Origin of the sequence: Aeoliella straminimaris (assembly GCF_024054565.1) — a bacterium.
GTDB lineage: Bacteria > Planctomycetota > Planctomycetia > Pirellulales > Lacipirellulaceae > Aeoliella > Aeoliella straminimaris.
The window spans coordinates 47,404-62,251 of record NZ_JAMXLR010000020.1 but is presented as its reverse complement, the minus strand read 5'-3'; the positions used below and the strand labels follow the sequence as shown (position 1 = coordinate 62,251).

The 14,848-nt window shown below is 60.9% G+C and carries 12 protein-coding genes; 3 read left to right on the top strand and 9 right to left on the bottom strand.

The features are described from left to right. Nucleotides 1–13: 13 nt before the first annotated feature. The 5 genes from NG895_RS04605 to NG895_RS04585 all read right to left on the bottom strand — a co-directional run bounded on the left by NG895_RS04605 (nucleotide 14) and on the right by NG895_RS04585 (nucleotide 8,962). Nucleotides 14–1,027: an AAA family ATPase gene (locus tag NG895_RS04605; protein WP_252851277.1), complete on the bottom strand. Its 1,014-nt coding sequence runs from the start codon at nucleotides 1,025–1,027 to the stop codon at nucleotides 14–16. A gap of 163 nt (nucleotides 1,028–1,190) precedes the next feature. After that, nucleotides 1,191–2,084: a DUF4159 domain-containing protein gene (locus NG895_RS04600; RefSeq protein WP_252851276.1), complete on the bottom strand. Its 894-nt coding sequence runs from the start codon at nucleotides 2,082–2,084 to the stop codon at nucleotides 1,191–1,193. After that, nucleotides 2,081–4,636, bottom strand: coding sequence for a tetratricopeptide repeat protein (locus NG895_RS04595; RefSeq protein ID WP_252851275.1), 2,556 nt, complete (start codon nucleotides 4,634–4,636; stop codon nucleotides 2,081–2,083). Before NG895_RS04595 ends, NG895_RS04600 begins: the two co-directional genes overlap by 4 nt. Before the next feature lie 439 nt (nucleotides 4,637–5,075). After that, a complete protein-coding gene (locus NG895_RS04590) occupies nucleotides 5,076–8,561 on the bottom strand; it encodes a M56 family metallopeptidase (protein WP_252851274.1) in 3,486 nt (1,161 codons plus the stop codon). Further along, the gene (locus NG895_RS04585) at nucleotides 8,558–8,962 is read right to left on the bottom strand and encodes a BlaI/MecI/CopY family transcriptional regulator (protein ID WP_252851273.1); all 405 of its coding nucleotides are present in this window, start codon (nucleotides 8,960–8,962) and stop codon (nucleotides 8,558–8,560) included. The genes NG895_RS04590 and NG895_RS04585 overlap by 4 nt, the downstream gene beginning before the upstream one ends. A gap of 194 nt (nucleotides 8,963–9,156) precedes the next feature. Between NG895_RS04585 and NG895_RS04580 the strand changes: the two genes are divergently transcribed. Continuing rightward, nucleotides 9,157–9,561 carry a GNAT family N-acetyltransferase gene (locus NG895_RS04580; protein ID WP_252851272.1) on the top strand — a complete coding sequence of 135 codons (405 nt, stop codon included), beginning with the start codon at nucleotides 9,157–9,159 and terminating at the stop codon, nucleotides 9,559–9,561. Between the two features lie 194 nt (nucleotides 9,562–9,755). Beyond that, nucleotides 9,756–10,820 carry a hypothetical protein gene (locus NG895_RS04575; protein ID WP_252851271.1) on the top strand — a complete coding sequence of 355 codons (1,065 nt, stop codon included), beginning with the start codon at nucleotides 9,756–9,758 and terminating at the stop codon, nucleotides 10,818–10,820. A 108-nt stretch (nucleotides 10,821–10,928) separates the two neighbouring features. Here the strand turns inward: NG895_RS04575 and NG895_RS04570 are convergent, their stop codons facing one another. The 4 genes from NG895_RS04570 to NG895_RS04560 form a co-directional block, all read right to left on the bottom strand. Then, on the bottom strand, nucleotides 10,929–11,636 hold the full coding sequence (locus NG895_RS04570) for a hypothetical protein (RefSeq protein ID WP_252851270.1): 708 nt from the start codon (nucleotides 11,634–11,636) through the stop codon (nucleotides 10,929–10,931). Between the two features lie 32 nt (nucleotides 11,637–11,668). Then, nucleotides 11,669–11,842 (bottom strand): hypothetical protein, encoded by a 174-nt coding sequence (locus NG895_RS04565; RefSeq protein ID WP_252851269.1) that lies wholly within the window; start codon nucleotides 11,840–11,842, stop codon nucleotides 11,669–11,671. Between the two features lie 269 nt (nucleotides 11,843–12,111). Next, nucleotides 12,112–12,657 (bottom strand): SMI1/KNR4 family protein, encoded by a 546-nt coding sequence (locus tag NG895_RS30810; protein ID WP_425267204.1) that lies wholly within the window; start codon nucleotides 12,655–12,657, stop codon nucleotides 12,112–12,114. A gap of 75 nt (nucleotides 12,658–12,732) precedes the next feature. Beyond that, nucleotides 12,733–13,764 (bottom strand): glycoside hydrolase family 43 protein, encoded by a 1,032-nt coding sequence (locus tag NG895_RS04560; protein WP_252851268.1) that lies wholly within the window; start codon nucleotides 13,762–13,764, stop codon nucleotides 12,733–12,735. A gap of 162 nt (nucleotides 13,765–13,926) precedes the next feature. Between NG895_RS04560 and NG895_RS04555 the strand changes: the two genes are divergently transcribed. Next, nucleotides 13,927–14,817, top strand: coding sequence for a phosphodiester glycosidase family protein (locus NG895_RS04555; protein WP_252851267.1), 891 nt, complete (start codon nucleotides 13,927–13,929; stop codon nucleotides 14,815–14,817). Nucleotides 14,818–14,848 lie beyond the last annotated feature (31 nt).

The following is a 14,848-nucleotide window of genomic DNA, read 5'->3' as shown; positions in this document are numbered from 1 at the left end:
GGGTGGCGTCGCGCTACTCGGTGGGCACGGCCACGTGTTTGAGCAGGCGATCGATCACATCGTCGACGGTTACCCCTTCGGCTTCGGCGCGATAACCAATGAGCGTGCGGTGGCGGAGCGTGGCGTGGGCCAGGGCGCGAATGTCTTCGGGCGCCACGTGCGAGCGGCCATTCAGCAACGCCCGAGCTTTGGCCCCGAGAATCAAATATTGCCCCGCCCGCAAGCCGGCACCCCAACTAACCCAATCGTTGACGAACGCGGGGGTTTCGGCCTGTCCGGGCCGCGAGGCCGCCGCCAGACGAACTGCGTAGCGAACCATCTCGCGGGCCACGGGCACTCGTCGGACCACCTCGTGAAAGCGGAGCACGTCGTCGCTGTTGAAAATCGGCTCGATGGGTTCGGGCTTGCGCGAAGTGGTCTGGGTCACTACGTCGACTTCTTCGTCTTCGGGAAGGTAGTCGATCACCACGTTGAACATGAATCGGTCGAGCTGGGCCTCGGGCAGGGGATAGGTGCCCTCCATTTCGATGGGGTTCTGCGTGGCGAGCACGAAAAACGGTTCGTCCAGCGGGTAGCGAACGCCACCAGCGGTGACCTGGTGTTCCTGCATCGCCTCGAGCAAGGCGGCCTGTGTTTTCGGCGGCGTGCGGTTGATTTCGTCGGCCAGAATCACGTTGGCGAAGATCGGGCCGCGGACAAACTGCAGTCGGCGGTGACCGTCGGCCGAGTCCTCCAGGATTTCCGTGCCGGTGATGTCGGCCGGCATCAGGTCGGGCGTGAATTGGATCCGCTGGAACTTGAGATGGAACACCTGGGCGATGGACCGCACCAGCAGCGTCTTCGCCAGCCCGGGCGCACCTGTCAGCAAGCAGTGCCCGCCGGCGAACAGCGTGATCAAAAGTTGCTCGACCACTTCCTGCTGGCCGATGATGACCTTGGACAACTCTTCACGAATCCGTCGGCTGCCATCGCGAACCTGCTCAACGATCTGCTGTTCTTGTTCGAAGTTATCGATCTCTACGCTCACAGTTTCTCCGATTCATTCAAAGGACACTACTTCCAAGATCGTTGTTGGCACCGTCTGCCGGCCGTTACGACTGCGCTTCACGATGGGCCTCGCTGTTTCGACCAGACCCGGTTCTTTCCTCAGCAGAGCGCCGTGCCGAAATGCTGCCGGCCAAAAGCTCGGCTCAATGCGTCATGGCGTAGACCACGATGTTGATTCCCATGGGGTACGACTTGTTCTCAGCAAACTCGCTGAAGTACCACTCGGCCATTCCTTCTCGTTCCCAGCCATCGCCGAGGTCGGTGTTATGGCAGATGATGACCATCATGCGGCCTTTGTCGTCGAATATACCTTTGTAGTGAACCGTCCGACAATCGCCGCCGTGACCGTCTTCCCATGTCACCTTCTGTGCACCCGGAAACATCCGACCTTCGGCATCGCGCCCTTCGCTCGCCCGGTGGTAGCTGCAGACTTGTGGTTTCTCTTTCAGACGGTAGACGCACGAGAAGATCTCATGGTCCAGTGGCAATTCGACGATCGGACGATTGGGGAACACCCGTTTAATCTCTCGTTCGAAATTGGCCCACTGGTAGTCGCCCCAGAAATCGTCGACCATCAGAAAGCCACCGCTTAGCAGATAGCGCTGCAATGCTTCGACTTCGGCCTCGGAAAACACGAGGTCTCCCGGTTCGATGATGTAAATGAACGGATAGTCGAACAGTTCGTCGTCGGTCAGGCGTACGATTGCCGGTTCCGGATTGACCTTCAGGGAAGTCAGCTGTTGTAGCCGATACGAAAAGTTGTTGTCGCTCGAAGGCCAGTCGGTTCTCCAACGTCCGCCCCGCCCCCAACCGCGTCGAGACCCGCCACCGTACGAACTCCACTGCACGCGGGCGAAGGTGAAGACATCTTTCTCGAACCCTGCTTCGTTCTCCCACTCGGGCACGCCGCCGCGGTTGTCGGAGTCGTTGTACCAACCGTCGAAGCCACGCTGCGCGGCCACCACGCCGGCAATCGCGAGCGTCAGCGCCGCAGCCAATGCCAGCCGGATCGGTTTTAGCTGTCGAACGTATTTCATTCTGGATCATCCTCTCCTGCGGGCTCGTCTGGCGAGGTCGGAGGCTCTTCGTCCGCGCTGGTGGTGTCTGCTTCGGCCAGCTCTAACAACAATCGGTGCGCGTCCAAGAAACGGGGTGCATCTTGCAGGGCGAGCAGCACTTCGCGGCGAGCCTGGTCGGTATGGCCTTCGTCCCGCAGCAACTGCGCCAACCGATAGTGAGCGTTCACCGGGTTCACGGTGTCGAACTGCAGCAGCGCCCGGTAGGCGGCAATCGCCGCGGACGGCTCGCCCTGCTGTTCGGCGGCTTCGGCCAGGTGGCGGTGCGGAATTGGTGTCAGCGGATCGACCGCCAGCATCCGCCGCGCGTTGGCGGCGACCAACTGCCAGTCTTCGGCCGTGCGGCCCAGTTCAATCAGCCGCAGGTAAGCGTCCATCGCGTCGCCATCCCGCTGGGCCCAGGCCTCCAGGGCTTCGCGCTCGGCGGCCGTGTCGTGCAACTCGCGGTACGCTCGGGCCAGCACCGCGTAGGCATTGCCTGCACCGGTGTATTCGGGAATCAACTCGCGCAATCGCTGGGCCACCTCCAGCGCCGCGGGCCAATCTTCCTCTTGGACCAGGGCCTGCGCCTGGCGAACCAGGCCGTAGAAGTTGTCGGGATGGTCTTCGAGCCACTGGGCGATCATTTCGGAATCGGCACTGGCAGGCAGCGTCGCTTCCTCCCAATCGAGTTTCGCCCCGAGTTGGTTGGCCTGCTCCAGCAGGTAGTCGCGAAACTCGGCATCGAGCTTGCCCAGCGGTGCAACGTGGCGCACCAACGTTTCGTTGATCGAATCGCCGCGAGCGAGGTCGTCGAGCATCTGCTTGAGAGAATCGACGCCATAGTTCTCAACGATGTACTCGACTGCCATGGCCGACTCGAAGTAGGCGAACTGCAGTTGCATGGGGCTTTCGGGCGCCAGAAACATCGAGCTCAGTTCGCTGAGCGGCGCCATCTGGCCGTCGAGAATGAATTGGCGGTACGTGGGATTCATCGTTTGGCCCCAGCCACCGTCGCGTTCGAGCTCCTCATACACCGACATGCCTTCGCTCAGCCAGCGAGGCATCTTGTTGTGCGACTTCTGCAGCGTCACGACATGGCAGAACTCGTGCCACAGCACGGCTTCCCAGTTGGACTTGTCGGCCCCCAGCGCGGAAGGACTGTTGGCCGTGATGACATTGCCGAAGCAAACCCCCAGAAAGCCATCGGCACCAGGGATACCGAACGTGCGGACGGCGAAGTCGTTCTTGTTGGCGAAGATATCCACCACCACCGGCCCGCTAAGCTCGACTTCGTACTTTTCGCACAACACGCGTTTCGCTTCGTCGAGCAATTCGAGCACACGCTGGCCATAGATGGCTGCTTCGTGTTGGGGCATCCGTACGCGAAACGAGTCGTTTTGCAGCACGCGATAGTCGTCCAGGCTGTCGTGCAACGTAACCAGGTTGTGAGCGACCACGTTGTAGCCATCGGTCTCGAACACCTGCTGGATCAGTTGCCAGCCTTCCGCCTCGTCGCCCAACCGCAACAGGTCTTGTGCCAATTGGACGCGGGCCGGCAGATAGCTGCTGTCCATGGCCAGGGCACGCCGCTGGTACGCAGCGCCTTCGGCAAAGCGGTACTTGTCCGAAAGCTTGGCGCCGATCGTGTAGTCGACCTCGGGATTCTGCGACCAACTATCCAGGGCGGCCTTTCGCTGGGCCCGTTCGCGATCCGGCTCGCCTTCCAGATTTGCCAGCACCGCCTCGAAGGCCAAGGCCTGGGGATGCTTGGGATTGATCTTCAGCACCTCGGCCAGCGTCTGGTGGGCTTCGTCGTATTGTTCGCCATCGATTAACTTCTCCGCCACGATCAGCAGGCTGTCCGTGTGCCGAGGATTGATCTCAAGCGCCTTGTCGAGCGCCTCGTTGGCACGCTCGGGGTTGTCACTCAAAAAGGTGCGCGCCAGCAAGTAGTGATAGTCGGGATGGTTGCGCGAGGTCTCGGGCACCGCCTGCAAGGTACTGGCCGCCAGGCGATTGTCGTACTTGTCCAGCGCGAGCCGGGCCGTCGCCAGGTAGCCGTCGACGTAGCTGGGAAACGCCTTGGTCACCGGGTCGTAGCACAGCTCCAACACCTGACGGGCATCGGCGCCCTGTTCCAGTAAGAATTGTCCCATGGCCAGTTGCTCGTCCGGCGAAGCGCGGCGGCGCAAGCGGGTGCGGACAATGTTGGCCACCTGCTGCAACTGAGTCTGGGCCGCTTGTGGCTTATCGTTGAAGCGAAACACCTGGTGGGCCAGCAACCGCATCTCGATGCTGGTGGGGTACGAAGTGATCCCCTCCTCGACCGTCTCGCGAGCCTCGGCGTAGCGGCCAAGCGCCATTTCCGCCTTGGCTTTGACGTGTCGCCAGGGCTCGAACCGGATGCCTTGCTCGATCTCCGCCGCTGCCATGCTTGCGCAGTCTTCGTATTCGCCCGCCAAAAAAAGTTTCTCGGCATCCCTGAACGTCGCCCCCAGAATGGATGGAGCGAGTCCCACAGCGGCGAGCATTGCGGCTAACAGTGGAGCAATAAATTGCGACACAAAAGCCTCATCAAGTGAGCAGGGACGGACAGCCTGAGGGGGACGACTATTGTGGTTATACCCCAGCGCCCCGGCAGCGGACCACAAAAAAGGTGGGATCGTCCCGTCGATGGCGGTCGACCGTGAAGCCCCAAGGGCTTGTCAGCAGGGGCAAAACCGGCCCGCGGCGAGTCCGTATTCAGATTTCCGATGCTCGTCGAACGACCAACGCCGGTGGACTCGACTCCTTGGCTGCAACATTCGACGTCACATTTGCGCAAAGCCAGCAACACGTTGCCCCGGCGCGTGGTTCCAAGCCGCCGACAAAACTACCCTGGCCGGCCATGCGGCAACCGTCATGCCATGACGATGCCGCGATTGCTCGCAGCTCTCGATCGTTCTGTTGGTGCAACAGACGCGGCCTGCGTCACTCTTCTCCGTCTTTCAGCACTATCTGCAAGTCCACCGGATCGGTCGCAGGGGTAACGACCGTTCGGGGGTTACCATACTTATCCGTTGTCTGGAGTGCGGGCGGGTTGATACTCAGCATGTCCCACTTACCGTAGGCGACAGTGATTTTCTGCGGCACGCATTCCAGCCCATCGATTTCGAAACGGCCCTCCGAGTCGGTCTTGTCGTGCAGCATCTCGCGGTATTCGCTATGCTCCCAGTCGTCGGCCATCAGCGCCACCGGTACACCGACGGCCGGCGAGCCCCCTTCGTGAAGCACCTGGCCACGGACCGTGCCGGCAGGCCCAAGTTTCAGTACACCAAAGTCGTGGCCACCGCGGTCGTCGTCTGGCTTATAGAACAGCGTGACGCCGGTCGATCCACCACCGTGGCGAATCGTGATTTCGTGCTCGTCGATGCGGCCACCGGGCGAAACGGCGATGCGGAAGCGGCCCTGGTCGTCGAGTTTGCCAAGCCCCGTGCTGTGGCTGTACCCTCCCATGCTAAACGATGCCCCGATATAACGGCCCGCGGCCGGCTGCCCATCGTGCTGCAGCACTTGCCCCGTGAGGTGCACCGGATCGGGCATCGTGAGCGCGAGCTCTTGGATCGGCTCGAGTTTCGTGAGTTCGAAAGGGGGGCTGACGACAATTTGCCAGGTATCGTTCAACCGTACTTGGGCCACGTACTGGTCGTCGCCTAGCGGCAGACCGCCCACGGAGAACTCGCCCCAGGCGTTGAGCGTGTCGTCCTCTTCCTGCAATAGACGCTCGAGCCGACGCACCGTCACGGTGCAGTCGCGAAGTGGCGAACCGCTCGCACTCTGGACGCTGCCGATCACCAGGCCCGCGGCCTGCACTTCGACCGCAACGTCGTAGGGGCCATCGCCAGGGGGAATCTTGCCGAGGTTCTTCTGACGACAATAAGCGGCGACCAGTTTGTTGCCGGAGAACCAGAGGTCCGCCCCCACTGGCACCCGCGTCTCGAGCACCGGATCGTCCGCGGGAATCTCCAACCACAGGCCATCCTGCTGCCGGCCGACGTCCGGTGCCTCGGCGAGCCTCCAAGACAGGTAGACCGTTCCGCGCACTGGTTGATTATTGGGTCCCTCGATACGCAGCCGTACGGTGCGGTAGTTCTCCTGGCCCCAGTTGCCCAATTTGTCGACATCGATCACCAGATCTTCGGTCGAGGTGTCGATCCGCCGGTCGATGCGCTGCTTATCGATCGTGAGCGATAGTCGACCCGGCACTAGTTGTGGCAGCGTGAAGTTTCCGTTTCCGTCCACCTCCACGCGATGGTTGCCCGAATAGCTCATGTCTTGGTAGGTCAGGGGATTGTTGAACCAAATGTTTCGCCGACCTTCGTCCGGAAACACCTTGGCCAGGTCCCCCTCGAGCTTACCGTGCAGTTCGAACCGCGGCGGCAGGACAATCTGCTGTAGAGCTTGCCCGGGCTGCACCCCATCGAGTCGCGTTGGAGCATGATCGGCATGCAGCGCCATGAACCAGTATTCGGCATCGGCCTTGAGCGTCGAGAGTTCAAATCGACCCTGCTCGTCCGCTGTGGTTAGCGGCGCGCCGCTTGTGTATTCGGGATGGACGAGTCGTTCGAGAAACTCGTCGCGCGGATCACCACTGTTCAGCGAATCGCCCTCGCTGCGCACGCAGTGCACTTCCACCCCGGCGACCGGCTGCCCTGCGCCGTCGACAAACTGTCCAGTTACTGGCTTGGTCGGAGTGAGCTTCCAGGTCGTAAGGTCGGCGGGCTCGAAAGCCAGCTCGTGCCGCAAACGCTCGTAGCCCGGCTTCTCAATCGTGATGTCGAATGGTCGAGCGGCCAGGTGCGCGAGTTCTATCTCTCCCTGGGCATCGCTCATCCGTCCAATAAGCGATGGCACGCCGTGCCCGGTGCCGCCCGAGCCGATGCGTGTCCATACCATCGCCGAGGCAATCTTCGCTCCCTCCACCGGCTGGCCCTCGCTGTCGACGATCTTCAGGCGGCTGGAGTAGCCCGGCGTCAGCAGCAGTTCCTGCAGGTCCATCGCCGAATCCAGCATTTTGTAAGGGCCGAACTGCGTGGGCGCGAATCCTTCGATGTTCGGCGTGATGTAGAACGTCACACCAACCGGCAAGCGAGTCGACATCGACGAATCGTTGCGATAGGAAAGGCCGATGGAGTGACCTTGGTAGTTCACCGTAACGCTTCCCCGGCGAGGCAGCGGCGAACCATCTGCCGCCACCAGGCGCGCGGTCACTTCGTATCGCGGAACGTTGTCGGCCACTTGCCCGGTCCGCGGATCGATCCTGGCAACGTCGTCTGGCTCAGTGGCGGCCATCGCCTGTTCGATTGCCTCGACTCGCTGGGCAGGGGTCATCGCCACCGCTACTTCTTTGGCCACCAGCGTGGTGCCGGTTGCCAGGCTCAAGGCGGCCGCCAGGCCAATCGCGGCGAGCCCCACCAATCCACCCCACGACACCCGCGTGCCGAGCCGGGCGTTCGGACGCAATAGCCGCTGCACACGATCGGGCAGAAAACCCCGCGCGGCGGCCAAGGCGGCAACGGGCTGCGCCGTCCCCCGTTCGGCTGTTTCGATCAGGGCCGCAGCAACGCGCGTTCCTTCGCCCACCACGGTGGCCGCTGCTGCATCGCAGGCGGCCTCGCGCTCGTAGTTCACCTGCCGCGACAGCCACCAAACTGCGGGATGGTAGAACAAGATCGACTCCACGACGTTCTGCACCAGGGCGAAGTAGGCATCGCCCCGGCGGAGATGCCACAGCTCGTGGGCGAAAATCACCCGCAAGGTATCGATCGGCACACCGCTGGCGAAGCTGGCTGGAATCAGGATGATCGGCGAGTGGAAACCATAAACCAGCGGCGACGAGATCTCGTCCGACAACCGCAAAGCGACACGACCCGCCGTGCCAAGCACGCGAGTAGTGTCGGCGAGCGCCTCGGTAATGAACTCCGAGTGGCAGTCGCTCGCCCGACGCACCAAACCGCGGGCCGCGGTGTGCGAACGGCCGATACCCACCAGCATCAGCGCCACGCCCACCAGCCACAGCCCCACCAGGATGCGCTGCCAGGAAACGGCGTCGCGCCCACTAGCCGGCGCCGACGCTGAAGTCGCCAGTGCCGCGGAGCGCTCTTCTTGTGCTTCCACAATGGTGGTCGGTGCGTGCGCGCTATCGTTCTGCTGCGCGGAGGCTCCGGGCGACGACCGAGCAGGGCGGGGTGCGGCAATGCGATCCATCGGCAGCGTCGCGGCCGCCAGCGAACCAACCAGCGTCAGCATCAGCCCCCCATAGGCAATGCCGCACCGCAGGTCGGGACGCCGCGCACTAACCTGCCGTAACAGCAGGGCCACGATCACGGCCAATACCGCACCCACCCACAAGCTGTGCACCAGCACCACGGCCCAGTAGTCGGACCAACCGGCAATGCCATCGAGCCACCCGTTCATGACTTCCTCCCATTGCTTTGCTTAGCGGCCGCGTCGACCACCGCGCGTAGTTTGTCGATGGAGTCCTTGTCGAGATCCGAGGCGTCCAACAACTGTTGCACCGCCGCGGCCGGATCGCCGCCGAACACCCGACTGACCAGCCCACCAAGCATCGGCCCCAGCACCGACTCGCGCGACTTCTTGGCCGTGTAGCGGTAGGCACGCTCGCCCCGCGGACGGCTCACCGACACCAGCTTCTTTCGCTGCATCGACTGCACAACCGACAACACACTGGTGTAGCCACGGTCCTTTTCGTCGCTGAGGGCCTCGAGAATCTCTCGCACCGTCGAAGGGCCTCGATTCCAGAGCACGCCCAGGATTTGCAGTTCGAGTTCGCTGGGGGTTTGTTTTGCGGGGGGCATGTGCGGCTCCAACCATCGGGGACTTCCATCTACGGAATCCAACGTACCTACGGAGTCCTCCGTAGTCAAGTCGCACGGCGCCCGCCCGCGGCAAAACCTGCGAACCGGCCACATCGCCAGGGTATCCCTCGACCTGCTACAGTGGACGACTGGATGCGATCGCCAGAACTTCGCCGTGCCACGGAACCCAAGCCATGTCAATCACTTACGCCGTCGAACCGGAGCTAATGACCGAACAGTTCATCGACGTGCTGCGGCGTTCGACGCTCGCCGCGCGGCGGCCCGTGGACGACACCGATCGGATCGCCAAGATGCTCGAAAACGCCGACCTGATCGTCACCGCCCGCAATGCCGAGGGCACGTTGGTTGGCGTCTCGCGGGCCATCACCGACTACAGCTACTGCACGTACCTGTCGGACCTGGCGGTCGACCAGGCCTATCAAAAGCAGGGCATCGGCCGGCGGCTGATTCACGAGACCCACGAGCACGCCGGCCTGGCGACGTCGCTCATCCTGCTATCGGCCCCGCAAGCGGCGACCTACTATCCGCACATTGGGATGGAGAAGCATGATTCTTGCTGGCGGATTGTAGGGGAGTAAGTAGTAGAAAACCCATAGGTCGACAATCATCGTCGGCTGTTCGGCTAGAAACTATTGCTTCTCAGGTTTTTTTGAGGCTTCCTGTTGATGCTTGCGACGAAAGTTGCTCCAGTGCGCTAGTTAGGCTATTCTGCGTGAAGGTAACATGTGCGGGTGCAGCACTCACTATTGCCTTGCTGAAAGGTGGGCGGATCATGCGTAGGCACCAAACACTACCATTTGCGATTCTCGTCGCCGTCACCTGCTCGATGGTTCATGGCGAAGACCCTCCCGGCGACTTCGATGGCAGCGGCTGGGTGGACGGGCGTGACGTTGATCTGGTAGTGTCCAACTGGGGTGCCAGTCTGCCACCGATACCCGCAGGATTTTACTTACCGCCCACCGGACCTCGCGTTGACAATGATGATTTGAACAATCTTATTCGTGGCTGGGATGGGGGTGCATCATTGCCGATCGTGGACATTCGGCACACGGTAAGAGTACTGTATACACCCGCGACCTTGGTGGGACCGGGGTATGTTTCCAATGACATCTTCATAAGCTTTCCAGGCCAACTCGGCGGTCAGCAGTTGTCTATTCAGCTGACAGCCGGTTCGATCTACAACCATTCTCTTGGGGGGGCTACGGAACCACACCCGGCGTTGTTGGAGATTTCTCCAGACCTAGCATTCGACACATACGTGACTACTGGCGCACTTTCCGGAGCCCAACCCGGCACATCTTCAGCGTGGGTGGGTGGCGCGGTGAATCTTCCAGATTCCCTATCCGCTTGGAGCCTTGAGGGACAGACCATTTCGGCCACCTGGATTCGTGCGCTGACCTACCCGGTATCGAACCAAACAGACTTTGGGGTTGCGCGGATCACACTGTCGCCAGATGCCGCGGGGAGTGGTTCCTTTCTTACTTCAACCGTTGAAGGTTCGGAGTGGATGCGTTCGCTTGAAGTAGTCGATGGACAGATCGTCTTCTCACCCAGCAACGTGCCCGGCGACTTCAACGACGACGGCGTCGTCGACCTTGCCGACTATACAGTCTGGCGAAACCACCTCGGCGCACCGGCTGGCACATTACCAAATGACTCGACTGGCCTGACGATTGGTAACGACCAATACGAGACATGGAGAACACACTTTGGCGACACGGCCCTGGAGCCTGCAGTCTATCCAGTAGTAAGTGTGCCTGAACCTGCTGCGTTTCTCGCAGCATTCATCCTGTCAGGTATTTGGTATTCATCTTGTCGACGTAGTCCACATAAATGAAAAGAGTTGATGGTTCTACACCCACCGTTTATTGTGCACCGCATATTGGGATGGAAAAGCATGAGTCCTGCTGGCGGATTGTAGGGGAGTAGATTGTGCAGCAACGACTCAGCCCGACGTTTCCACCCGCAGTGTATGCAGCTGACCTTCCAGAGCGGACTCGTCGAAATCGGCGAACTTCTTATGTCCGATGCGGACATTGACAAAACCACCGGGAACTTTCAGCAAATAGCACAGTTCCTTCGATGCGGGACTCACTTCGAGGATTCTATACTTGGTGCCCACCGCTTCACCGAAGGCTACCTCTTCCGTCTCGAGTATCATTTCGAGCGGGGGTGGAACTACCCAGTTGTCAAATCCCGCTCGCTGCATTTGAATAGATAGTTCATCCATCGCTGAGATGATTGCCCACACCTGGCCATGCTTCAGTTCCAGTCCTGAGGGAAAGCGCTTGGTACTCCATCCCGAGGGCGGGTCCAACTCGATCGTCCGTTCCACACTGGCAGTTTCATCTTCCTCGTCGGGCTCGAGCAACTCATCGACGATGTGCGGTGGCGATGCTAGGAACCCCAGCAGCCAGTAAGCGGGATGACTCGCGTCGCTCGACTCGTTGACCCACTGCTCCAATAGGTCGCGGTCGTCGGATAGAAGTTGCTCGGCCTCCAGAAGGTCGAGCCCCTCGATACGTTGCCTTAATAAGTCTTCGAGAACAGTGCACTCCACCTCATCCAATTCGTCTGGCGGCACTTGGGCCAGCGTTTCGAGAAACGGCTGCAAATACTGCAAGGGCGCTGGTAGCGAAGGGGGCGAAGCCATCTGTTAGCCCTCTGGTTTAGGTTGGCAGGGTGTCACTTCCCGACGTCTTCGCGGACATTCCAATCTGCCGCTACGTAACGATACTGCTCCGGCAACCGTGCCTTCGCCTCCGCAACGGAATCGTAAAGTCCGTCCTGAATGGTGTTCCAATTCGCATCGCAGGAGAATCGATAGAACTGAGTGTCGCCGTAGGTCGCGATGGCCAATCCAAAAACCTCTGACGGGTCAGCGCCGGGCACTTCACCAAAAGGTGCGGACCCAGACCATGCCCACTCGATTACGCGAGCTCCATCAATGGTGTCCGGCGGTTTCACGTGGTTCCAAGCCTCCATATCGCGGTTTTGATTGTCGATGCCACGGCAACTTCGTAACGCAATGAAAAAATACTATCCCGAAGGGATTTCGTCTTTCAGCCCAGTGTTGCGTCTACGCCGCGACGCTGGGAGGTCATCGCTCTCGTGCTCCGCACACACACCTAAGTTAAACGCTTATTGAGGGAAATGTGGCCCCATTCATCAAGGGTGAATCTCCGATGCTGCAATTCATCTGCAACCACGTGTAGCCAGTGTCGAAGTGACTCCGCGACAACTCGCATTGGCCTACTGCCGTAGTTGTACCATGCGAAGACTTGACCGTGTTTCCCGGTTGGCCCCGGGTCAAGGTCGAGGACCAAGTGGTCGCCCTCGCAATCCATGATTGGAATCCAGTTTCTCCGCCATCTCGCGTCGTTCTTCAGACTACGCGTTTGTGTGAAGTGGCATCCCCCAAAATCACATTCGCATTGCAAGTTCCACTGCATTCGCCATGTCGACGCTATTTCTTCCGCGGTCAAGAGCGCCATGTTATCGAACAACCGATGAGCACCGCTTCGCGAGTCTTCGATCCCGTCGTGAACCTGCAATGATTGGAGAAGTGAACTTGGCAGCTGGCAGGGAATTTCAGCCGACAAGTTGGTGATAGCAGAATCCGTAGCTGGGGGACGTAGAGCGTTGTATACCGTATGAGCGTGTTCCCGGAGCACGGTATCGATAACTTGCCAAGATGTAGCGACTCGACGCACTGTAATCTCACCCTTTGCTAAGACGCTTGCTGCAGCCTACTTCAACTCCACCTCCCCCACCGAGGGCCCCACGCACCGCGGCCCATAACGCGTCCACGTGAGCGGGTCGATGCACATCTGGCGCACGGTCATATCCTCGTTCCAGGCGTGGTACACGATGATGTCTTCCTCCGACACCGGCGAGCGGACGATCGAGTGGTGGCCTGGGCCGCGGACCAGGTTTGGCACGCCCCGCAGCACGCGGGCGTATTGGCCTTGGCCAGTGTAGGGGCCGGTGACGCTGTCGGCCACCACGTAGTCGATGCCGTAGTGCTCGGTGCCGAAGTTCGAGCCGCTGTAAAAGCACCAGTAGCGGCCGTCGTGCTTCACCACCCAGGGGGCTTCGATGGTGTGCCAGTCGAAACGCCGGCCGCCGTACATGCTCATCGTGCGGTTGGCCTCGAACAGCGTCCAATCGTACCGCGGCCGCACCACCATTTGAGGTTTGCCCTCGAGTCGCCGCATGTCGATCAGCCGATCGACCACGATGCCGGTGCCCGCGCGGTAGCCGCTCTCCGTGTCGAGAAAGTCCTTGGCGTAAAAGAAATACCACTGGCCATCGTCGTCCTGAAAGGCGTGCCCGTCGATAAAGAACGCCGCCCCCGCGCCATCTTCGAGTGGTGTACCCGTGTCGGTGTAGGGGCCGGTGGGCGAATCGCTCGTCGCGACACGGATCTTGAACTGCAAATCATCGATCGTCCCCATCGAGTAGTACAGGTAGAACGTCCCGTCGTGCTCTACGACCTCGGGCGCCCAGAACTCGTGACCCTCCGAACCGGCGGGCGAGACCAGCGCGCCACCTTCGTCCTGCCAGTCGACCAGGTTGTCGGAACTGAGCACCCGAAACCGCCGCCCATCCGCGAGCGGCTTACTGCCCGTCGTGCCAAAGGCGTAGTAGCGCCCTTCGTGCTCCAGAACTCCCGGATCGGGCATGCTGCGGGTGTAAACGGGATTCTGATAAGCGACGGGCGTTTCGGCCGAAACGATGGGAGCTGCCATGAGGGCGAGCGTGAAGAGTGCGTACCGCATGAGGAGAGTGCCTGTGGTGTGTGTCGGGGAAGTAAAGGCTCTATGATACACGATGGCGGGGAGGGGGCTGAAGTATTGCCGCTTGCACCGGCGATTGTTGATTCTGGCACACGTCTGCGTTAGGTTCGGCATGCCCGATGTTTCACCCGCAGGACCAACCGCATGGCCCGTTTCAGCTGCTTCTGTCTTGTACTTGTCACACTGCTGGTGGGTTATACCGCCGGTGCCGAGGAGCACGTCGCTCGGCCATTTCATGGGGTAACGCTGCGCGAGCTGACGCGCGAAGAGCCGCGCCCGCTGAAGATTTGGATCGCGGAGATCGATCTTGCGGCCGACGGAATCTCGTTTCGCGTCACGCCCGGTAATGGCGACCCCAACGGAGAGGCGCCAGGCGACCCGAATGGCGAGACCACTCGCCAAACCACCTTGGAGTTTCTCCAAGAACAGCACGCGCAGTTGGCCATCAACGCCACGTTCTTCGGCATGCGGGCGCGGAACACCGACAACACCGGACTGGTGGTTTCCGATGGCCAGCGGGTCTCGCCGTTTCGCGGCGACTGGCCCAGTATAAACATCGATGCGCAGAACCAGGTGGCCATCGTCCGTGGCGAGCACGACACCTATCGAGTCACGAGTCCCAGCAGCAAATTGAATCTGCACAACGCGATAACCGGTAGCAATCAGATCGTGACCGATGGCAGTGTAACGACCGACGAGCGGAAGTTCAGCCGCGCCCTGCACCCCCGCACCGCCATCGGCTATACGGCCGATAACCGCCTCATTTTGGCCGTAGTCGACGGCCGCCAGCCGGGTGTCTCGGAAGGGATGTCGCTACCGGAACTCGCCCAATTGATGCTCGAGAACGATTGCGTGCAGGCGGTGAATCTCGACGGTGGTGGATCGACCACCATGGCCATCGCCGACCCCGCGGCCCGCGTGCTGAACACTCCTTGCAGTAAGAACGGCAAAGGTGAATTCGGCACGCTCCGCCAGAACGGCACCAGCCTGGCGGTCTTCGCCCGGCCGGCGACGGAGAGAGAAACGTGCAAATGAGAGTTTGGTGGCCAGCGGCGCAGCACGGCGC